This window comes from Neisseria weixii (assembly GCF_002327085.1).
GTDB classification, from domain to species: Bacteria; Pseudomonadota; Gammaproteobacteria; order Burkholderiales; family Neisseriaceae; genus Neisseria; species Neisseria weixii.
This window is the reverse complement of record NZ_CP023429.1, coordinates 2,195,347-2,216,965: the sequence shown is the minus strand read 5'-3', so window position 1 is coordinate 2,216,965 and position 21,619 is coordinate 2,195,347. Positions and strand designations below refer to the sequence as shown.

Genomic DNA, 21,619 nt, shown 5'->3' with positions numbered 1-21,619 from the left:
CAGGCCGTCTGAAAGCTTATGAACTGTCCCCCAAGTCTTGGACAAATTAAAAATCTTTCTTAAACAGCCTTTTCAAGCTGGGTTCTGTAAGCCGCAGGACTCAGCTTTTTTAAATTCAAACTAATCCGTTCATGATTGTAGTAATGTATGTAATCATCTATAACTCCAGTCAATTCCGCAACCGATAACGCTCCTTCCTGATAGAAGCTCTCTTCTTTTAATGTACCGAAGAAACGCGCCATCGGCGCATTGTCCCAGCGTATCTTTACGCGACATGCTTTGCACCATTCCTTTCTCAGCCGGTTTCGCCCATAAGCCTCGGTGCGGTAAAGCACACCTTAGTCGGGGAATGCAACAGCGGCGTTTGGCCTTTCAGACGGCCTACGACCTTTGTGTATTTTTCGATTGCCAATATATCAACCTGCTTTATATAATCCAAAAAATAATAAATACACAATAGCAGAAGAAATATGGATTTAAATCAAGCATTTGAATTGCTGAAGACGCACGACGGCATCACCGTCGGCGCAGACTGGTTTCAAGGCCGCTCTTTATTCGGCGGCGTAACGGCGGCTTTGATGCTGGCCAAATTGCAGCATATTTTGGATAAACCGCGCCGCTTGCGTTCACTGACGGTCAATTTTATCGGTCCGGTCAATGCCGCCGAAACCGTGCATTTGGATGCGCGCGTGTTGCGGGTGGGCAAATCGGTGGTGCAGGGAGAGGTGCATTTGACACAGGACGGTGAAGTGTTGGCAGTGTTGTTGGCCAGTTTTGGTGAGGCACGCCAATCGAAAGCGGTTCAGACGGCCTCAAAGCCTGCACCGGCATGGCAGCCGCCGCAGAATTTACCGACCCAGACTGATTTGGGTGGTTTGGAATCGGCTTTTCTGTATTATTTGGATTTACGATGGTCAGAAGGGGCGCAGGCGTTTAGCGGGGCGGAACGTGCTTCGTTTGGCGCTTATACGCGTTTTCAAAACCAACAGGGCGATTTTACCTTGGCGCACTTGGTGGCATTGGCCGACGGTTTTCCGCCTACACCTGCCGTTTTGATTGACGGCATCGCACCGATGAGCAGCCTGACTTGGACGCTGGAATTGCTGCATGAACCGCAAAATATTATGATGGATGATTTCTGGCAATACGAAGTGCACACCGATTATGCGGCGGAAGGCTATGGCCACACTGAAGCGCGGATGAGGGACAAAAGCGGTGTGTTGACGCTCATCAGCCGCCAGACGGTGACAGTGTTTGCTTAAAACTGAAACTTTTGCAAAATCTTTATCTTTGGCACATTTCTTCGTTATGCGCTGCCCGAAAGCTTGCCTATCTAGGTATATGTCTGCGCTTTCTATGTTTGCTTACTTCGAACTGTACTCAAATCTGAAGTTTTGCAAAGGTCTCGGGCCATCTGAAGGGCTAAACGACGATAATGTTATGTGTAATGTAATTGAGGAACAGGCCGTCTGAAATGTTTTCAGACGGCCACTTTATATCAATTTACATGATAATAAAATGGTTAAAAATAAAACATTTTTCAACTCATTTTATGAGTTTATAAAAATTAAATTATTTAAAATCATAAGTTTAATATAATTTTTGGGCAGGTTTGTGTAAATTCTGTTTGCGAGGCTTGAAATGTCAATTTAGTTGATATTATACTCAAACCATGTTCAAACAAGCACCCGAATCATATAGAGAAGAGAAACCATGTCATACGAAAACCGCTGGCAGACTGTGAAAGTGGCCGTAGAAAACCAAATTGCGTGGGTATCGTTCTAACCGCCCCGACAAACGCAATGCCATGAGCCCGACGCTCAACCGCGAAATGGGCGATGTATTGGAGGTGTTGGAGCAGGATGCCGATGTCGGCGTGGTGGTGATTACCGGTGATGGCAGTGCGTGGACGGCGGGCATGGATTTGAAAGAGTATTTCCGTGAAACCGACGGCCTGCCTGAAATCGCACAAGAAAAAGCCCGCCGCGAAGCGTGCAAATGGCAATGGCAGATGCTGCGTTTTTACAATAAACCGACCATTGCGATGGTCAACGGTTGGTGTTTCGGCGGCGCATTCTCGCCGTTGGTAGCTTGTGATTTGGCGATTGCTGCCGATGAAGCCGTGTTCGGTTTGTCGGAAATCAACTGGGGCATTCCGCCGGGTAATTTGGTGAGCAAAGCCATGGCGGATACCGTCCGCCACCGTCAATCGCTGTATTATATCAAATAAACTTATTTATCGATACACGCCTGAAACAGCCAATCCACATCCGCCATTCTCAGCCGATTCCCAACACCTTTAATCCAAGCCCGCTTTTTCTCTATCTGATTCAGATCGGGACTATAGGGCGGAAGCCATAACACGGTATGGCCTTTCTCCTTCAGAAGCGCTAAAGCATTCCCCTTATGAAACGCCGCATTATCCATCACCGCCACACTGTTTTGCGGCAGCTCCGGAATCAAAACCCGCTCCGACCAAGCATCAAATATCCGGCGGTCAATACTGCAATCAAACAGCCCGACGGCAAACAGTTTGCCGTGAAATAACGCTCCAACGGCATTGGTCTGATGATGCCCCTGCCAATCATGAAGCGCATAACAACGCCGGCTTTTTAGCGCATAAGCGTAAGGCCGGTAACAGGATTTTCCGAATTTGCTCCCATCTGAACAAACAACCGGACGGTTACGGCGGATGTAGCGGTGCAGTAACTTCAGGAAGTTTTTTCTGAGCCTTCTGCCGGCTTTCGGGTGGCGGTTGGTCTTTTTTTTGCAGCTGATGCCGTATCGCTTTAATGCTTTGTGTATGGCGGTATGGGAACAGCCAAAGCGTTGCGCTCTTTCACAGCAATAGGCATCAGGATAACGCCCGACATCTTCGAGCAGTGCCTGGGCGCTGATTTTGCGGGTTTTCCGTTGCTTTGGAGGGGCCTGGGGAGCCGGAGGGCGTCTCCAAAGTGTGATGGTGGAGAATGGCGGTGCCGGATTCTTTTGCGGTTCTGCGAATCGTCCATCCTTGACGGAGTTTTTTGAGTACGGGTTGTTTGAAGTCTTCTGAATAGGCCATGGGGAATTGTATCGGAGAATATGTTTATTTGCTATATGTATTGCGGCGTACCGGCCGGCGGCATCATCACTTCGCTGGTGGCGATTTCGATGACCAAGCAATTCGGCTGGGAATCGATTTTCTACGTCGGCGGTTTCGCGCCGCTGCTGTTGGTGCCGATTATTTGGATGTGGTTGCCGGAATCGAAAGCCTATCTGCAAAGCAAACTCGAAGCCGAGCAGCGCAGCTTTTCCATCAGCCATATTTTGTTCGGCGAAGGGCGTATTTTCGGCACGCTGCAATTGTGGGTGAGCTTTTTCTGTACGCTGATTGTGCTGTATGTGTTGCTCAATTGGCTGCCGACGCTGTTTGCCAACCAAAATTTCAGCCGCGAAGAAATCAACTATGTGCAAATCGGCTTTAACGTCGGCGGCGTCATCGGCACGCTGGTGTTGGGTCTGTTTTTGGACAAGCTCAATATTAAAGCCGTGGTGATGTTGATTTATGCCGGCATGCCGACCGCGCTGTATGCGCTCTCGTACGGCAGCGAATTGGGCAGCATCATCGCCGCGACTTTGGCTTGCGGTATGTTCATCATCGGCGGACAAGGCACGCTCTACGCATTGGCCGGTATGTTTTATCCGGCTGCCATCCGCGGCACGGGCGTGGGTGCCGCGGTGGCAGTCGGCCGTGCCGGTTCGTTTGCCGGTCCGATTTTGGCAGGCTTGATTTTGGGCGCGGGACAATCCGGACCGGCCGTGATCAGCGCCGCCATTCCGGTGATTGGCGTGGCCTTTGTCAGCGCGCTTGTCTTGGTGTTGCGCTTTAAGAAAACACAAGATACCAAAGCTTAATCACCCTGCCTGTTTTCAGACGGCCTTCGGCATAGAAAGGCCGTCTGAAAAGCAGTAACATACGGGCTTTGAAACACAGGATTCCGGAGTCACGGCTATGAAGAATGAATATTGGGAAGACACCGCCGGCCAACCGACCGTCAGCTACAACATCGGCCGCCTTGACCGCCTAGTCAACCAGCAGTTGAGCGAAGCTTTAAAACCATTGGGCGTGAGCTTGCCGCAATTTACCATGCTGTCGAATCTTCAGCGGCGCGGTGCCACGGCCAACGCCGCGCTGGCCGCACGCTCTTTCATTTCGCCTCAGGCTGCCAATCAGATTGTGAATACCATGGTGCAACACAATTGGGTGACCAAGCGTAACGATCCGAATCACGGCCGCATGGTGCTGATTGAATTGACCGACACCGGCCGCGAGGTGTTCGCCCGCTGCATGAAAGAAGCAGAGGCGTTTGAAGCCAAAATGCTGCATGGGCTGACACCCGAAAGCGTGATTATGCTCAAAGCCACGGTGCAGCGGCTGTTGGATAATTTGCGCGGCGGCTAATGCGGGCCGAGACCTTTGCAAAACTGATGAATCATTAATAAAAACCAAAACCGCCGCCATTCCCGCGTAGGTGGGAATCCATCTCAGCATTTAAGAAACCTGTTTTATTCAATAGTTTGTCATGCCCGGAAACGGATTCCCGCCTACGCGGGAATGACGGCGGTTTTATATGTACCGGCTTTAAAAGGAGTTTTACAAAGCCCTCAGGCCGTCTGAAAGCTAAGTTTATTTTCAGACGGCCTCGATAAAAAATACAGAGAAAATCAATAAAGGAGAAACGATGTTAGGCACAATCATCGCAATAGTTTGTTTGGCCGCATTGGCCTTTTTCAGCGCACCGTTGTGGCTGTGGGTCGCTGTGGGCGTGTTCGGTTTGCTCACGGGCGTGTTCGCATGGTGGTTTGCATTGCCGTGGCTGGCGGTGTGTGCGCTGTCGGGTGTGGCATCGCTGCGGATGAAATTTGTCAGCCGTCCGGCATTTAAGCTTTTTAAAAACATTTTGCCGCCATTGTCGGCCACCGAGCAGGCAGCCATTGATGCAGGCACGGTGTGGTGGGACGCGGAAATTTTCAACGGCAAACCGGATTGGCGCAAATTATCCGGCTTTCGCGACCCGGAATTAACCGAAGAAGAACAATCCTTTATCGATAATGAAACCGAAATCCTGTGCCAAATGCTCAATGATTGGCGCTTTATCCATCACGATAAAGATTTGCCGCCGGAAGTGTGGCAATATGTGAAAGATCAGGGCTTTATCGCCATGATTATCGACAAAAAATACGGCGGCAAACAATTCTCGCATTACGCCCATGCCAAAGTAGAGAACAAAATCGCCAGCCGCCGCCCGGCCGCCGCTTATATGATTATGCTGCCCAATTTTTTAGGGCCTGCCGAACTGATTCAGCACTACGGCACCGACGAGCAGAAAGACTACTACCTGCCGCGCTTGGCGAAGGGCATCGATATGCCGTGTTTTGCTCTGACCGGCCCGTGGGCAGGTTCGGACGCGGGCGCGATTCCGGATACCGGTTTCGTGTGTTACGGCAGCTATACCGATCCGCGCGGCGGCTCGCATCATGAAAACGTATTGGGTGTGCGCGTGAGCTTTGAAAAACGCTGGATTACCATGGCGCCGATTGCGACTGTGATTGGTTTGGCCTTCAAATTGCGTGATCCCGAAGGCTTGCTCGGCGGTAAAGAAGACATCGGCATCACCTGCGCATTGTTGCCGACCGTGATGGAAGGTTTGCATCACCAATGCCGCCATTACCCGAATGAAACGCCGTTTTGGAACGGGCCGGTGTGGGGCAAAGACATTTTCTTCCCGTTGGAATGGATTATCGGCGGCCGTGATTACGCCGGTCAGGGCTGGCGTATGTTGATGGAATGTTTGTCTGTCGGCCGCTGCATTTCGCTGCCGCCGCAATCGGTGGGCAACGCCAAACACGCGGCATGGACAACTTCCGCATGGGCCGGCATCCGCCGGCAATTCGGTTTACCGATCGGTAAATTCGAAGGAGTGGCCGACGCGCTGGCACTCATCGGCGGCCACACTTACCAAATGGAAGCCACGCAAGATCTGGCTTTGACCGGCTTGGATTTGGGTGAGAACCCATCGGTCATTTCGGCGATGGTGAAATTCAATAATACCGAACGCCTGCGCAAAGTGATGAATGATGCCATGGATATTCACGGCGGACGCGCCGTGGTCGGCGGGCCGCGCAACTATCTGGCTTCGATGTACAACGCCGTGCCGATCGGCATCACGGCGGAAGGCGCCAACATTTTGGCCCGCTGCCTGATGATTTCGGGCAGGGCGCATTCCGCTGCCATCATCATGTGTTGACCAAAATCAACGCGTTGCAAAAAGACGATGTGAACGCGTTTGGCCGGGCATTCCAACAACACTTAGGCCAAAGCGCATCCAATGCTGCCCGCAGCTTTGTGTTCGGCCTTACCCACGGCGGCGGCTACGCACCGAAAAGCCCGTTGGCTTTTGCCTACAAACGGCTCAACCGTTTGAGCGCGGCGTTTGCCTTTGCGGCTGATGTCGCCATGTTGAGCTTGGGCGGTGATTTGAAACGCCGTGAGAGCCTTTCCGGCCGCCTGGCAGATGCGTTTTCCAATCTCTACATCGCTTCGGCCTGTTTAAACGCTTTGAGCGCGAAGGCAGCCGTGAAGCCGATTTGCCCATTGCCGAATACGCCGTACGCTTGGCCTTGTATGAAGCAGAACAAGCCTTGTCCGGCTTGGTGCAAAACCTGCCGAACCGCTGCGCCGCTTTGCTCTTACACGTAGTGATGTTCCCATTGGGTAAGCGAGAAAGCGCACCGAAAGACAAGCTGGTGCATCAAGTGGCTGCCGATATGCAGCAACACGGCGAAACACTCGAGCGCTTGACCCGCTTCCGTTTCCATCCGCAAGGCGACGTTGAAAAGGCCGATGAGCCTTTGGCCGTGTTGAAACCGGCGATGGAAGCGGTGCGCCAAACGTCCAAGCTGGAACAAGCTTTGCGTAAAGCCGAAGCCAAAGGCCGGCTCACCGCCGAAAAGCCGTCTGCAAAAATCAGCGAGGCGGTAGAAAAAGGCTTGATTCCCGCCGAACAAGACGACCAAGTCCGCGAAGCCCGCTGCTTGGTGAAAATCGCGATTACGGTGGACGGCTTCGATATGGATTTGAACGAAGCCAATCCGAAACCGTTTGAATTTAGGATGTTTTAATCGGTGATAATTATCGAAGGCCGTCTGAAAATATGTTTTCAGACGGCCTTTGTTGGCTCAAGACACTTGAATTCAAGCCGTCTTAAACCCATATTAACAATTGTTTTTTTTCGATTGTGAAGGCCGGTTGCCATGAGCAAAACCGTACATTATTTAAAAGACTATGCCGTGCCGGCGTTTTCGGTTCGCAAAACCGATTTGCATTTCGACATCAACGAACACGACACGCGCGTTAAATCGCGTTTGATTATCGAGCCTTTGGCGGTAGATGCGCCGTTGGTGTTGGACGGTTCGGCGGAATTGCTGTCGTTTGAAATTGACGGTGAAGCGGTGGATTATGTGCTGGCCGATGACAAGCTGACCGTGGTGCAAATGCCGTCTGAAAGCTTTGTGGTGGAGGTGGAAACGCGCATTGTGCCGTCTGAAAACAAATCGCTGATGGGCTTGTATGCCAGCGGCGGCAATCTGTTCACCCAATGCGAGCCGGAGGGGTTCCGCAAGATTACCTTTTATCCTGACCGTCCGGATGTGATGTCGAAATTCACCACCACCATCGTGGCGGATAAAAAACGCTATCCGGTGTTGCTGTCCAACGGCAATAAGGTCGACAGCGGCATGTATTCAGACGGCCGCCATTGGGTGAAATGGATTGATCCTTTTGCCAAGCCGAGCTATCTGTTTGCGCTGGTAGCCGGCGATTTGGCCTTGACTGCCGACACGTTTACCACCCAAAGCGGCCGGGAAGTGGCGATTGAGTTTTACACTACGGAGGCGGATAAAGGTAAAGTATCCTTCGCGGTGGAAGCGTTGAAAAACTCAATGGCGTGGGACGAAACGCGCTTCGGCTTGGAATACGACTTGGATATCTACATGGTCGTGGCTGTGGGCGATTTCAATATGGGCGCGATGGAAAACAAGGGCTTGAATATCTTTAACACCAAATATGTGCTGGCTGACAGCCGCACTGCCACCGACACTGATTTTGAAGGCATTGAAGCCGTTATCGGCCATGAATATTTCCACAACTGGACGGGTAACCGCGTAACTTGCCGCGATTGGTTCCAATTGTCGCTCAAAGAAGGCTTGACCGTGTTCCGCGACCAAGAGTTTTCCGGCGACCGTGCCAGCCGTGCCGTGCGCCGAATTGACAATGTGCGTATGCTGCGCCAACACCAATTCCCCGAAGATGCCGGCCCGACCGCGCATCCGGTGCGCCCGGCCAGTTATGAGGAAATGAATAATTTCTACACCATGACCGTGTATGAAAAAGGCGCGGAAGTGGTGCGCATGTATCACACGCTGCTGGGCGAAGAGGGCTTCCAAAAAGGTATGGAGCTCTATTTCAAACGCCACGACGGCCAAGCCGTGACCTGCGATGATTTCCGCCATGCAATGGCCGATGCCAATGAAATCAACCTCGACCAATTTGCCTTGTGGTACAGCCAAGCCGGTACGCCGACTTTAGACATCACAGGCCGTCTGAACAACAATGATTTTGTGTTGCACATCAAACAAAGCATTCCGGCCACACCCGATATGCCGGCTGCCGAGAAAAAGCCGATGATGATGCCGGTAAAAGTCGGTTTGCTCAACCAACACGGCGAGGCGGTTGAATTTGAGTATCAGGGCGGGCGCGTGAGTGAAGCGGTGTTGCTGTTGACCGAGGCGGAGCAGGAATTTGTGTTGGGCGGTGTGAACGAAGCCGTGGTACCCTCATTGCTGCGCGGTTTCTCAGCGCCGGTGCATCTGAATTATCCGTATCGCGATGCCGACTTGGCCTTACTGTTGGCACACGATTCCGACGAATTCAGCCGTTGGGAAGCCGCGCAAACGCTGTATTCACGCGCTGTTGCCGTCAATTTGGCGGCGATTCGGTCGGGCGGGGCTTTGCCGCAACATACGGGTTTGATTGAGGCGGTGAAACAGGTGTTGACCAATCCCGATTTGGATGCCGCGTTTAAAGCCGTGTTGCTGCATATGCCGTCTGAAAGTGAATTGTGGGATGGTGACGACAACATTAACCCGTTGCATTACCACCAGGCGCGCGAAGCTTTGCTGAATGCGCTGGCCGAAGCCTGTATCAACGAGTTGGTTGAAACGCGCGAATGGGCGTTGGCGCAAGAAGCCGAAAGCGGCGTTGAAGCACCGTATGAATATCATCCGGAATTGGCCGGTGTGCGTGCGCTGCTGGCGGCAGTTCGCCTGTTGGCCATCCGGGTCGAGCGTCACCTAACCATACAAGTGGGCAATTACGAATGCGGACAGCGTGCCGGTCACGAAGCATCTACCTGCGCACGTTTGCAATATTACATCACACGCTACGAGCAGCTTTCGCCGAATATGACCCATGAAATCAGTGTGTTGAATACGGTAAACCATTTGGAATACGAAGGCCGCAACACCTTGCTCGACCGCTTTGCCGAACGTTACGCCGATGACGCGCTGGTGATGGACAAATACTTTATCCTGATTGGCGCCAGCCACCGCAGCGATACGTTGGCGCAAGTTCAGACGGCCTTAAACCACCCGAAATTCAGCTTGGAAAACCCGAATAAAGCACGCTCATTGCTGGGCAGTTTCAGCCGCAATGTACCGCATTTCCATGCGGAAAACGGCAGCGGTTACGTATTCGTAGCGGATAAAGTGATGGAAATCGACCGCTTCAATCCGCAAGTGGCCGCGCGTTTGGTACAGGCGTTCAATATCTGCCGCAAACTCGAACCTCACCGCCGCACTTTAATGACTGCACAATTGCAACGTATTCAAGCGCAGGATGATTTATCGAAAGACGTGGGCGAGATTGTGGGCAAGATTTTGGCTTGATAGGTTGAAATAAAGAAAAGGCCGTCTGAAAGATTATCTTTCAGACGGCCTGTTGATTTTAAATGTTATTCAGCCAATTCGGTTTGCTCGTGCGACATGATTTCTTGTCCTACGTCTTCCATCAGGCTTAAGTAACGTTCGTAGTTTTTCAGAATGTCGGCAATCAGCTCCTCGCGGCTCATGTATTGCACATCGTAGCCGGTTCGGCCGTCTGAAAAATAAGTAACGGGTGCGTAAGTGATGTTGTTACGAATATGCGGCAGGTTGCTTTCTTGTACCAGCTGCTCGGCAATGTCGTAACGCACGGATTTGATGCCGTATACGAAATTGCGCATGGTCGATTTTTCAATTACCAATTCAATCGACGGCTCTTCATCGTTAAGTGCTTCGGTGTTGACTTGGACAGTCAGGCCGTAGCCTTTGTTCATTTCCATACTCAGTTCACGCATGGCCGGCAGGGCGGTGTATTTCATGAAGCTGTGAATATCCGATTTTTGAGATTGGTTGAGCATGGTTTGCAAACGCTCTTTCCAACGCTCGCCTGTCCAGTAGCTGCTGGTCGGGGTAACCACGGCGTTAAAGTATTTTTGGTCGGCTTCCAAGGCTTTCCACAAGCTGAAGGCCATCAGAATCATCAAAAATGCAAACGGCAAGGCAGTAATCAGGGTCATGGTTTGTAACACGCTCATGCCGCCTGAGTTGAGTAGGGCAATGGCAATCGCCGACATCAAAATCCCCCACATAATGGCCTGCCATTTTGGTGAAGCCATGCTTTTATCGCGTGATGCAATGCTGTTCAACACATAAATGCCGGAGTCGGCAGAGGTAATGAAGAACAAAGAAATGACAATCAAGGCGACGATGCTGCTCAATGTTGGCAACGGTAGGTAATCTAAGAAGGCAAACAGCAATTTTTCCGGTGAGGAAGTCAGGCCGGCCAAAGCACCGTTGGCCACGTTGGTATCCAGCCAGATTGCGCTGTTACCAAAGATGGTAAACCACAACACGCAATACAAGCTTGGAATTACCAATACGCCGAAAATAAATTCGCGAATGGTGCGTCCGCGTGAAATGCGGGCGATAAACAGGCCGACAAACGGTGCCCATGAACACCACCATGCCCAGTAAAGCACGGTCCAGCCGTTGAACCAAGCAGTATTATTGGTTTCGTATACATAGGTTTTGAAGCTCAGCTCGACCAAATTACTCAGATAGTTGCCCAAGTTGTTACTGAATGCGCCCAATAAGTGCAAAGTAGGGCCGGTAAACAATACGAACAACATCAACAGTGCGGCTAATATCAAATTGGATTCGCTCAGAATTTTTACACCTTTACCCACGCCTGAAACGGCTGAAGCCACGGCCAGCGTCATCACTGTGATAATTATGATGACTTGCATGCTGAAGCTGTTTTCCGATACCCAGCCGATTTGCTGTAAACCGGAACCTAATTGAACGGCACCAAAACCCAAAGTAGTAATAATACCGAACAGCGTAGCAATCAGCGCCATCACTTCAATGGCATCGCCCAAGCGGCCATTGATTTTGTCTTTTAAAATCGGATAAAAGCAAGAGCGCAAGGCCAATGGCAATTTATAGCGGAAGCCAAAGTAGGCCAGTGCCAAAGCAATTACGCCATAAATCGCCCAAGCATGAATGCCCCAGTGGAAGAAGGTGTGCAGCATGGCGGATTCTGCTTGGCCATTACTGATGGGGTCGGCATAGTGTGACAAAGGTTCTGCTACACCGAAAAACATCAAACCAACACCCATACCCGCAGCAAACAGCATAGACAGCCACGACATGAATGAAAATTCAGGCTCTTCTTCGTCGGTGCCCAGTTTGATGCTGCCAAGGTTACTGATGGCAAGGAAGATTAGAAAAAACAGAAAAATCGAAAAGGTTAAAATATAAAACCAGCTAAAGTGCTGGAAAATGCCTTCTTTCAGAAAATTGAGCGTATTTTGCATGCCCGCCGGAAAAGCGAGTGTGCCGATCAGTAATAGAACAACAAAAATTAATGTGGTGACAATCACGATCGGATTGAAAGAGGATTTATTGTGGATGAGCGAGTGAAAACTCATTAACTTCTCCATATCAGTATCGCATCAGGAACAGCGATGGAAATTTCAGACGGCTTTCTGTAAACAGAAAAAGCGAGAGTAAGAAACAACTTAACCAAAGCAGTTAAATTGCTTTTTTGAGAAAATAATTAACAATTATAACAAATTAACGGTTTTCTGTAAAATTGCCAACAATTGGGCCGGATTTTTTGAGATATTTTATGCTTTTGGTTATTGGTTCTAAGTCGAAGAATTCTTAAAAAGTAAGGTGTGAAATTTTGGAAAAATATAGGATTTCGATTTTTCTAAATCGACTATAGCGGATTAACTTTCGCTACGGCGTTGCTGCGCCTTGCCGTACTACTTGTACCGTCTTCGACTTGCTGCCTGGTATCGAAACCGCTATATATATCTTTTTAAAACTCAGGGGAAGTTAGAGATGGAATAGGATGAAGCAGGCAATAAAAAACCCGCTTATGAAAAGCGGGTTCAAATCGGGTAAATTAACCTTTGCGGGCAGGCAATTTTTCTTTAATACGGGCTGCTTTACCAGTCAGGCCACGCAAGTAGTACAGTTTCGCGCGGCGAACGTCACCACGGCGTTTCACTTCGATTTTTTCAACGTTTGGAGAGTACAGTTGGAAAGTACGCTCAACGCCTTCGCCGCTAGAGATTTTGCGTACGATGAAGTTGCTGTTCAGGCCACGGTTACGACGGGCGATTACCACGCCTTCGTAAGCCTGCAGACGGCTACGGGTACCCTCTACCACACGTACAGATACGACTACGGTGTCGCCCGGTGCAAATTCAGGGATTTCTTTGTTCAAACGAGCGATTTCTTCTTGCTCTAATTGTTGAATCAGGTTCATTGTTTTTCCTAGATTATGATTGGATTTCCCGTTGCTCTGCCAAGATTTCTTGTAAGAGGCGGGTTTCCTTTGGGATTAAACTGCGCTTTTCCAGAAGATCCGGTCTGCGCGCTAAAGTGCGTTGCAGCGATTGTTTCAACCGCCACTCGGCAATCAATCCATGGTTGCCCGAACGTAAAACATCCGGTACGGTCATACCTTGAAATTCTAAAGGTTTGGTGTAATGCGGGCAGTCTAACAGGCCGTCTGAAAAGGAATCTTGCTCGGCAGACTGAATATCGCCCAATACGCCGGGTATCAATCTTAATACCGCGTCCATCAGCATCATCGCCGGCAATTCTCCACCGGAAACGACGAAATCGCCCATGCTGATTTCTTCGTCAACGCTGTGCTGCAGCAAGCGTTCGTCAATGCCTTCATAGCGGCCACACAATAAAATAAGGCTCTCCGCTTGCGCTAATTCAACTGATTTTTGATGGTTGAACAATGTGCCCTGCGGACTAAGGTAAATGACTTTGCTGTTACCAGTGGTGTTTTTTTTCGCTTCATCAATCGCGGCTTGCAACGGAGGCGCCTGCATAATCATGCCGGGGCCGCCGCCGAAAGGGCGGTCATCGATGTAGCCGAGTTTGTTGTCGGAAAATTGGCGCGGATTAATGGCTTTAAATTGCCAAAAATTCTGCTTTCTTGCCCGTCCGGTCACGCCGTATTCGGTAATACTGTCGAACATTTCCGGAAACAGGGTGATGCTTTGAATCAACATCAGTAATCCAAGCCCCAGTCAACATTGATGGTTTGCTGCTCGGTATCCACTTTTTCAATGTATTGCGACACAAACGGAATCAGCTTTTGACCGTATTCGCCATGAATCACCAACACATCGTTGGCACCGGTTTCCATCAGATTTTTGACAGTACCTAACGTCAAGCCTTCTTGGTTGATAACGGTCATGCCCACTAAATCTGCCCAATAGAATTCGTCTTCTTCGGCAGGGGCAAATTCGGAGCGGGGAATTTCAATGGTATAGCCGCGCAGCAAAAAAGCTTGGTCGCGGTCATTGATACCTTCGAATTTTACCTGTAATTCATCGCCGACAACTTTGCCGGCTTCGACGGAGACGGTTAGTATGTCGCCGTCTTTGCGTAACTGCCATTGTGGGTAGTCAAGCAGACTGTCGGTATACTCGGTGTTGGCGGCGATTTTAAGCCAGCCTTTAATGCCGAATATGCCTTTAATGTAGCCCATGGCTACCCATTGTTGCATGTCTGTCATGGCAATATACGGTTGATTAAGCAGCAGCTTTTTGCTCTTTAACCAACTTGGCAACGGCTTCGCTCACTTGTGCACCTTGACCGATCCAGTGGTTCAGGCGGTCAGTAGCCAAGCGTAGGCGTTCTTGTTTTTCGTTGGCAACCGGGTTGTAGAAGCCAACGCGCTCAATGAAGCGGCCGTCGCGACGGTTGCGCGAATCAGCAACTACGATGTTGTAGAAAGGGCGGTGTTTAGAGCCACTGCGAGCCAAACGGATAACTACCATTTTTGAGTCCTTTTGATAAATTCGGAGATATAGAAACTGTTTATTTTAGGTCAGTTTGTGGTGTTTAGGCAAGTGTTTATTGCCTAAACTTCTCCTTGCTTTTTTCTTCGGCCGATAAAAGGTTGAGTTTGGCTTGGTAAAGATTTTTGTCCTGCTCTGATTCCATCAGGCTAAAGCCTGATTTTTCGGCCAATTTCAGCATGGCGGTGTTTTCTTTTAAGATTGTCGCGCTCATGCTTTGGTAGCCTTGTTGTGTTGCTAATCGGATAATCAGTTGCATCATTTTATGAGCCAAACCGCTGCCGCGCATGTCTTCGGAAAGAGTAATGCCGAATTCGCACTCATCGCGGGTCAGGCGGCTGAAGCGGCTGACGGCGACAATCAGGCCGTCTGAATTTTTGGCAATCCATGCGCCTTCGCTGTGGTAATCGAGCTTGCTGAAACGGGCAAGTGTGGGCTGAGGCAGTTCGTTGGTGCGGGTCATGAAGCGGGTGTAGCGCGATTGGGGTGAGAGTCGGCGGATAAATTGCTGTTTGGCTTCGGCATCTTCAGGTTCAAACGGGCGAACCGATACGGTTTGTCCGTTTTTCAGACGAATTTCGCTCGGATAATCCGTCGGATAAGGGGCGAGCACGTTTTCTACCGGTTTGGGTTTGCCGGTGTTGTTTTTTTGATGCCAAAATTCAGCCGCCGCTTCGCTGGTGGTGCGGATAAATTCACTGGCACGGGCATTACTGTAGCGCAGAAATTCGGCAGCAGCCTGCATGCGGTGGTTGAAACCATCGGCAGTCGGTTGGCTTGGTTGTTCAATGGTTTTTTCAGACGGCTTACTGTTTTTATGAGATGGAGACGTAGGTAGTGCGGGCCATCTGACATCGGTGCTGATTTGATTGCTGCTGATATTCAGAATAATTTCACCATTAACATTAAACAGTTCGGGATTCTGCACTAGGGTATTCATGCTGTGGACAAACTGTTCGATGGCATCTTGATAACGGTTTAAATCGGCAAAACGCAAAAGACGTGCGGTATCGAGCGTGGTAAATGGCGGCAATATGGCGATGGTGCGGTTTAAGTCGGCAGCACTGATGATGGTGCCGTATTGTGGATGCCGTCTGAATGTCAATTTAACCAACGGATAAGTGTTGCCATTTTGATAAGTAGGTAGGTGAAGCGCGGCCGCCAAGCGTTTGGAATTGTCTTTTGCGGCGGTAACGGCTTGGCTGTCAATGTTTTTAAGACGGCCTGATTTTGCCGGTGCGATTTCGTGCTGCACTTGCTGTAAACGGGCGGCGATATTGCGTAAATATAAGGTTTGCAAGGCTTGTTCGGGGGTGGGGAAATGTAGTAGGCCGTCTGAAACATGACTACTGACAAGTAAAGGCTTGCCGGTTTGTTTGGTCAGATGATTCAGCATTTTGGCGATGGCGGTTTCATTTTGGTCGGCGCTCGGCGCAATCACAGCGAGCAGGGATTGGGTATGGTTTTGCTGCAATTGCTGCGCAGCCATGCTGCGGTAATGTGCGGCGGTGGGCATGCTGCCCAGATAACCATTTTGCAGATTGGATTTTTCAGACGGCAGAGTTAATTGGATGCCCATTTCTGCGGCAATCGGCTGCAGCCAGCCAATCGGTGTGTTGCCCAGCGCGGTGAGCTGGTTACTCGGCTTGATGTCGGACAAACGGGCGCGTAGCGCGGCAGACAGTTCGTTATGGTTGAGCGTCAGTAAGAAATTGCAATGGCGGCTTAGGCTTTCGAGGATCGCGCGTTCGGTATCGTCCACGGCATGAGTGCAGTGGACAATCATCGGCGTATGGCGGGTAAAGTGACGGATGGCGCTGAACAATTTGCGCTGGTTTTCGGCAGGATTGTGATGCACCACGGCGATACGCGTGTGGCGGTTGTGGCCGAAGCGGTTGATCCAGTCGGCGGCAGATGTGGGACTAAGGTCGTAATTCAGGCTGATGTGACGCGAAACGCCTTGCTGCATGCGGCGCAGCATGACATCAATTTCACTGCTCACTGAAGCTTGGCCGGTCAGCAGCGCGACATGGCCGGCCGGAAAATCAGGCAAAACGCCGGTATTCAGCCCTTGAGTGGGCAATTGAATGCCGGCAGGACTGCACACGCTGATGTTTAATTCCTGACCGTGATGCTTTTGAATCGCTTGGCGGGCGGTTTGCCAATCTTCTTCGCTGAGGCTTTCCCAATCTTGAATCAAAATCAGGTGGTGAAGCTGCTTTTTACGGCAGGCTTTAAACAGTGTTTCGTAGCTGTCGGGCGGGGTGACGGCAATCACCAAATCGGCTTGGCTGTCGATTTTGTTTAAATTCGGGTAGGCAGGCAAACCGGCCACGGTTTTGTGGCGCAAATTTACCGGCGTGATGTCACCTTGGAATGAAGAACCGAGAAGTGCGGTTAGGATGCGTTCGCCCAAAGTATGCGGACGTTCGCTCGCGCCAACCAAGATAATGTGTTGCGGCATGAAAAAATAGCCGGGCATGGGCTGTGTATTCATGGTGCTTCTTTCGTTCGGAATGATTGCTTTAATGAAAAAGGCCGTCTGAAAACACAGGTATTTTCAGACGGCCTTGATGAGTCATACCGCCGCAGCGTTTTTTTCTTTTTCGCCGGAAGGTTTGCTTTTCGGGAAAATGAACCGCATGTTCAAGCCGTTGGGTTTGACATTTTCAGCGATGATTTTACCGTTGTGTTGCTCGACAATGTGTTTGGCCAAAGCCAAGCCTAGACCGGTGCCCGGTTTGCTGGCGCTGGAGTCGGCGCGGTAAAATGCGGTGAAAATATGCGGCAATTGCATTTCATCTACGCCGGGACCGTTGTCGGTAATATCCACAATCCAGTTTTTACTGTCTTGGCCGATGTGGACTTTGATGTCGCTGCCTTCAGGGCTGTAATTCATGGCATTGCGAATCACGTTGTCAAACGCGCGGTATAAATAGCTTTCATTGGCCGAAACAGCGGCGGTTTCGGGTATTTTCCCCTGAATCTGCAAGGTTACCGACTGATGGTTTTGTTGCGCCACGCTTTGGCTGTCGTCGACCAGGTTGCTTAAGAATGGTATCAGCTTCAGGTTTTCCTTTTCCAGCGGCATGTTCGACGTTTCCAAGCGAGACAAAGTGAGCAGCTCGCCCACTAAGGCATCCATGCGCGTTAATTCGCCTTCCAGGCGTTTCAGATATTGATCCTGCTTTTGCGGCTGTGCTTGAATGAGGCCGACAATCGCCTGCATACGCGCCAATGGCGAACGCATTTCGTGGGAAACGTGGTGCAGCAGGTGGCGCTCTTTGGCAACCAGCTTTTGCAGTTTTTCCGCCATTTTGTCGAATTGCTGTGCCAAGTGCGACAATTCGTCGTCACGGTCGTCAACCTGTTGCGAAATACGGGTTTCCAAATCGCCGTTGGCCACACGATTCATGCCCTTGCCTAAAATACGGATAGGCTTGGTGATGTTGGCTGCCAAAATGTAAGCGGTGAGCAAACCGACCAAAATGATGAAGGAAAGGATAATAAATTCGTGCCAAATCGGCGGTAACGGCAAGCCGGGAATAAATAACGGGCTTGGCAGACGTTGCGCCTGTTGGTTTTCCCAACCGCGCACGAAGAAGAGATATTCTTCGCCGAAGCGGTCGTACTCGATGTGTGCCAAATCTGATTTTGGATTGTTGATGGCGAAGGCGCGGGCGCGTTCAATCATTTTGGCATCGATGTCGCGGTCGAGAATATCGCGTTTGTTGTCACCGAGAATGACAAAAACGCCATTGGAAACCGGGCTGTCTTCCCATTCTGCCAAAATCTCGCGCGCACCGATGTCTCCGCGTGAACGGAACGCGGAGACGATACTGTTCATCAACGTCGTTTCTATGCCGCGGCGTTGGTTAAACTGGTTTTCGGCCAAGGTGTTTTGCATCAGCCAAAATGAAAAACTCGCCACAAAGATTGCGCAGATAATGACTGCGCAAAATGTGGCGAATATGCGTTGAAACAGTTTCATGGGACTGAATCTTAGTTTTTAACAAACAAGTAGCCCAAACCACGCACAGTTTGAATCAGCGATGCATCCCCCAATTTGTGGCGGATGCTTGAAATATGCACGTCGATACTGCGGTCGAATTTGGCCAGTTTGCGGTCTAAAGCTTCTACAGATAAAGTTTCTTTGCTCACCACTTGACCGGCATGGCGCATCAACACTTCCAACAGGTTGAATTCGGTGCTGGTCAATTCCAAAGGTGTGTCTTTGATGGAGGCTTGGCGTTTGGCCGGATAAAGAACCACATCGCTCACGGCAATGCTGTTTGGCGTGTTGCTTTGCTCGGCATTGTTTTGTGCGCGGCGCAGAATGGCATTGATGCGTGCCAACAATTCACGTGGAGTGCAAGGTTTCGGCACATAATCGTCTGCACCCATTTCCAAACCAATGATGCGGTCGATGTCGTCCCCCTTGGCAGTCAACATAATCACCGGTACGGTGCTTTGGGTGCGGACGTTTTTCAAAACATCCAAGCCGTTCATTTTCGGCATCATGGAATCCAATACGACCACATCGTATTGACCCGATAAGATTTCTTGTACGCCTGCTTCTCCATCGGGAACGCTGTGTACGTTCAGGCCTTCGGCGGTCAGATATTCGGTTAACAGTTCGGTCAATAAAGCGTCGTCATCTACCAATAGTACGCGGCTCATGAGAATTCCTTTTCGGTGGTTGTATGCGCTGCCTTTATTTGGTTATTAACAAAAGCAGTGAATCAAGAATAGCACTTATCTTAACACGCATTGCATTAATGTTGATAGCTTCTTTTTCTATGCTTTTGCGCTTTTTTGCAATGAATGTAAAGGCCTTTACATTTCAGACGGCCTATTGGAAATAATAGGCCGTCTGAAATGGGGAAATGCCGATTATCTTGCTTTGCTGCAAGGTTTGGCGGTACTGTGTTTGGGGTCTGCTTGAAAGGTTTGGCAGGCCGATAAAAGTGCCGGCAGCAATGGCTCGAATGCTTGGTGTGCACGGATTTTGCTTTCGTAAAACGGCATCATGTACGGAAAGTAATAATACATGGCCTGCATCCATTGTTCGCCTGTTTGGGTTTCGCCTTTGCGGTAGCGGTAAAGGCCGACTTGATGGGCATTGGCGTAAGGGCGGTAGGTCAGGGCATTCAGTGCGGCTTGCTCCGCCCAAGGCTGAATCACCGGGTCGGTCGGATCGGCGCGGCGGGTCAGGCTCAATTCAGCGTAGTAGCGCAGCATCGGTTGTTGCTCGGCAATACGTTGGAGCCCAGCGATTTTACGGCCGGCTTCAGTCGCGGCTTCGGTTTTCGGTAGGCGACTGTAATCAACCAAATCGGTGTAAGCCCAGCCCAGATTCAAGATGCCGCCAATCATTAAAATGGCCGTTAAGCCGCCCACATAATTGCGGCGTTTGGCTGTGACAGGTCTGTCTGAAATATCTTGATAACGCGCAGGCGACAGCGAAATCATCAGGCCGAACGGCACCAGAAAATAAATATACCAAAGCGGGTATTCCAGCATGCTGTGACACAGGGATACCGTCATCAAAGCCAGGAGCAACAATGAAGCAGCGTGATACGGACGAACCAGCATGCGCCAAACGGCTGCCAGTAAGCCCAATGCCGCCAGCAAGGTTCCGATGAGGCCGACTTCGGCCAAGAGTTGCATGATGATATTGTGTGAATGAGTGAATAAAACGCCGAGGATATTGTTGCCGTAGTGTTTGAGTTCGGCATGCACTAAGAAGCCTTGTAAAGCATAACTATTCCAACCATGACCAAGCCAGGGTGCAGATTGGAACGCAATCCAAGCCTTGCGCCATTCGATTTCACGGGCAGAACCTTCAAAGCCGCTGTTGCCTGAGCGTTCGATTGCTGTTTCGTAATTGGCGTTGCTGAAGAATTCGAGCAACATGCCCATGGAAAATTGGAACAATACCACACAGGCGAGTGCAAATGCGATAATGCCGAGCAAGCGGTTGGCTTCGCGCCCGGCTGCTACACGCCAAAACGGCAGCAATATGCCCACGCCGATGACATAAGCGAGAATGGTGCGTGAGTTGACCAAACCGAGAATGCCGGTGAGCAATATTACCAACGCCACGCCCAGCCAGTTCGGCATTTTGCGCATTGCCCACAAATAAGCCGCGCACAACACGCCCCACATCAGATAATGGCCGAGATGGTTGCGTTGGCCGAGTTGGCCGCTGACATTGTTGCCGCCACCATAAGCCAAAATGCCTTTGAACATTTCTGCGCCTGCCCAGCCTTTAAACTGCATAAACGCGATGGTTGCCTGAATCAATGCGCCGAACAAAAGTGACCATGCGAACACGGTAACAATGTGTTCTTGTCCGTATTCCGCCACCCATCCGCGCACCGCCCATGCGGCCAAGGCCAGAATCACAAACGTCCACACTACCATGTCGTTCATGCCGGGATAGGTTAAATCCAGTACACGCGCTTGCAGCCACCAAAAGGCGGCCAATACCAAAAAAGCCACGCCGGCGGTAGGAAGGCGCACATTGAGCAAACCGTAGCATGCTGTCGCCAATACGAACACCACCGCACCCAACAGCGAAGCGGCTTCCAGATAAAAACTGGATAAAGGTCCGACACGGTAAAGTGATACAAACGGCGCAATGCCGATCCACAAAAACGCCAGCCACACCGGCAGCAGGCGGGTATGCCACTCACTGCGCAGGCCGTCTGAAAAACGCTGATACATCAAGCCACCACCTTTCGTTGCGCCTCTTTAATAAAAAGCAGGCAGCTGATAAAAAACACCACGCAGCATGCTGCTGCCAAGGCCGCGCATACGCGACTGGCCGGTACGGCATCAAAAATCCGCATAAATGCTTCGGCAAAATAAATCAAAATCAGCATGCAGCTGTATTGATAAGTATAAACTTTACCTTTCAAAACGCCGGTCAGCGGCAAACATAAGGGCAGGGTTTTTAAGGCCAGCCACGAGCCGCCCGGGCGCAGCGGCGCAATCCATAATTCCCAAGCAATGCAGATGATAATCAGCGCAATCAAGCTGATGGAAGCGGTGTAATAAGACCAATGTTTCGCAGAATTTTTCATGTCTCTATCACTTTAAAACAGCAGGCAATCTGTCATCAACCTGCCATCAGACCG

17 protein-coding genes and 2 pseudogenes are annotated in these 21,619 nt (G+C 50.4%); 7 read left to right on the top strand and 12 right to left on the bottom strand.

The window, feature by feature from the left end; all coding sequences use genetic code 11:
• Window positions 1–59: 59 nt before the first annotated feature.
• Window positions 60–291, bottom strand: a pseudogene (locus CGZ65_RS11170) (IS3 family transposase); the annotation flags it as partial.
• A 179-nt stretch (window positions 292–470) separates the two neighbouring features.
• Between CGZ65_RS11170 and CGZ65_RS11165 the strand changes: the two are divergent.
• Entirely contained in the window at window positions 471–1,262 is a 792-nt protein-coding gene (locus CGZ65_RS11165) for an acyl-CoA thioesterase (protein WP_096295859.1), read from the top strand.
• Window positions 1,263–1,765: 503 nt separating this feature from the next.
• A complete protein-coding gene (locus CGZ65_RS11160) occupies window positions 1,766–2,230 on the top strand; it encodes a p-hydroxycinnamoyl CoA hydratase/lyase (protein WP_232507443.1) in 465 nt (154 codons plus the stop codon).
• Window positions 2,231–2,232: 2 nt separating this feature from the next.
• Here the strand turns inward: CGZ65_RS11160 and CGZ65_RS12995 are convergent, their stop codons facing one another.
• Window positions 2,233–3,165, bottom strand: coding sequence for a transposase (locus tag CGZ65_RS12995; RefSeq protein WP_157742783.1), 933 nt, complete (start codon window positions 3,163–3,165; stop codon window positions 2,233–2,235).
• Between CGZ65_RS12995 and CGZ65_RS11150 the strand changes: the two genes are divergently transcribed.
• From CGZ65_RS11150 to pepN, 5 genes and pseudogenes are all read left to right on the top strand, one after another.
• Window positions 3,085–3,897 (top strand): MFS transporter, encoded by an 813-nt coding sequence (locus tag CGZ65_RS11150; protein WP_096295858.1) that lies wholly within the window; start codon window positions 3,085–3,087, stop codon window positions 3,895–3,897. The two genes, CGZ65_RS12995 and CGZ65_RS11150, sit on opposite strands and share 81 nt — an antisense overlap.
• 97 nt (window positions 3,898–3,994) lie before the next feature.
• Window positions 3,995–4,444, top strand: a complete 450-nt coding sequence (locus CGZ65_RS11145) for a MarR family winged helix-turn-helix transcriptional regulator (RefSeq protein ID WP_096295857.1) — start codon at window positions 3,995–3,997, stop codon at window positions 4,442–4,444.
• A gap of 280 nt (window positions 4,445–4,724) precedes the next feature.
• Window positions 4,725–6,290, top strand: a complete 1,566-nt coding sequence (locus CGZ65_RS14395) for an acyl-CoA dehydrogenase (protein WP_232507442.1) — start codon at window positions 4,725–4,727, stop codon at window positions 6,288–6,290.
• A pseudogene (locus tag CGZ65_RS15275) lies at window positions 6,284–7,164 on the top strand (DUF1974 domain-containing protein). Before CGZ65_RS14395 ends, CGZ65_RS15275 begins: the two are co-directional and overlap by 7 nt.
• Window positions 7,165–7,296: 132 nt before the next feature.
• Window positions 7,297–9,987: an aminopeptidase N gene (gene pepN, locus CGZ65_RS11135; protein ID WP_096295856.1), complete on the top strand. Its 2,691-nt coding sequence runs from the start codon at window positions 7,297–7,299 to the stop codon at window positions 9,985–9,987.
• Between the two features lie 65 nt (window positions 9,988–10,052).
• On the opposite strand, the gene CGZ65_RS11130 is transcribed toward pepN, so the two are convergent.
• From CGZ65_RS11130 to CGZ65_RS11085, 10 genes are all read right to left on the bottom strand, one after another.
• Window positions 10,053–12,071, bottom strand: coding sequence for a BCCT family transporter (locus tag CGZ65_RS11130; protein ID WP_096295855.1), 2,019 nt, complete (start codon window positions 12,069–12,071; stop codon window positions 10,053–10,055).
• A 482-nt stretch (window positions 12,072–12,553) separates the two neighbouring features.
• Entirely contained in the window at window positions 12,554–12,919 is a 366-nt protein-coding gene (gene rplS, locus CGZ65_RS11125; protein ID WP_095503711.1) for a 50S ribosomal protein L19, read from the bottom strand.
• A gap of 13 nt (window positions 12,920–12,932) precedes the next feature.
• On the bottom strand, window positions 12,933–13,682 hold the full coding sequence (gene trmD / locus CGZ65_RS11120) for a tRNA (guanosine(37)-N1)-methyltransferase TrmD (protein WP_096295854.1): 750 nt from the start codon (window positions 13,680–13,682) through the stop codon (window positions 12,933–12,935).
• Window positions 13,682–14,191, bottom strand: a complete 510-nt coding sequence (gene rimM / locus CGZ65_RS11115) for a ribosome maturation factor RimM (RefSeq protein ID WP_096295853.1) — start codon at window positions 14,189–14,191, stop codon at window positions 13,682–13,684. The genes trmD and rimM overlap by 1 nt, the downstream gene beginning before the upstream one ends.
• Before the next feature lie 16 nt (window positions 14,192–14,207).
• Window positions 14,208–14,456 (bottom strand): 30S ribosomal protein S16, encoded by a 249-nt coding sequence (gene rpsP / locus CGZ65_RS11110; protein ID WP_096295852.1) that lies wholly within the window; start codon window positions 14,454–14,456, stop codon window positions 14,208–14,210.
• Between the two features lie 76 nt (window positions 14,457–14,532).
• Window positions 14,533–16,974, bottom strand: a complete 2,442-nt coding sequence (locus tag CGZ65_RS11105; protein ID WP_096295851.1) for a bifunctional acetate--CoA ligase family protein/GNAT family N-acetyltransferase — start codon at window positions 16,972–16,974, stop codon at window positions 14,533–14,535.
• Window positions 16,975–17,055: 81 nt separating this feature from the next.
• Window positions 17,056–18,468: a HAMP domain-containing sensor histidine kinase gene (locus tag CGZ65_RS11100; protein ID WP_096295850.1), complete on the bottom strand. Its 1,413-nt coding sequence runs from the start codon at window positions 18,466–18,468 to the stop codon at window positions 17,056–17,058.
• Window positions 18,469–18,479: 11 nt separating this feature from the next.
• Window positions 18,480–19,157, bottom strand: coding sequence for a two-component system response regulator MisR (misR, locus tag CGZ65_RS11095; RefSeq protein WP_096295849.1), 678 nt, complete (start codon window positions 19,155–19,157; stop codon window positions 18,480–18,482).
• 213 nt (window positions 19,158–19,370) lie between these two features.
• Window positions 19,371–21,206, bottom strand: coding sequence for a PglL family O-oligosaccharyltransferase (locus CGZ65_RS11090; RefSeq protein WP_096295848.1), 1,836 nt, complete (start codon window positions 21,204–21,206; stop codon window positions 19,371–19,373).
• Window positions 21,206–21,565 carry a DUF2069 domain-containing protein gene (locus CGZ65_RS11085; protein ID WP_096295847.1) on the bottom strand — a complete coding sequence of 120 codons (360 nt, stop codon included), beginning with the start codon at window positions 21,563–21,565 and terminating at the stop codon, window positions 21,206–21,208. Before CGZ65_RS11085 ends, CGZ65_RS11090 begins: the two co-directional genes overlap by 1 nt.
• Between the last annotated feature and the right edge of the window lie 54 nt (window positions 21,566–21,619).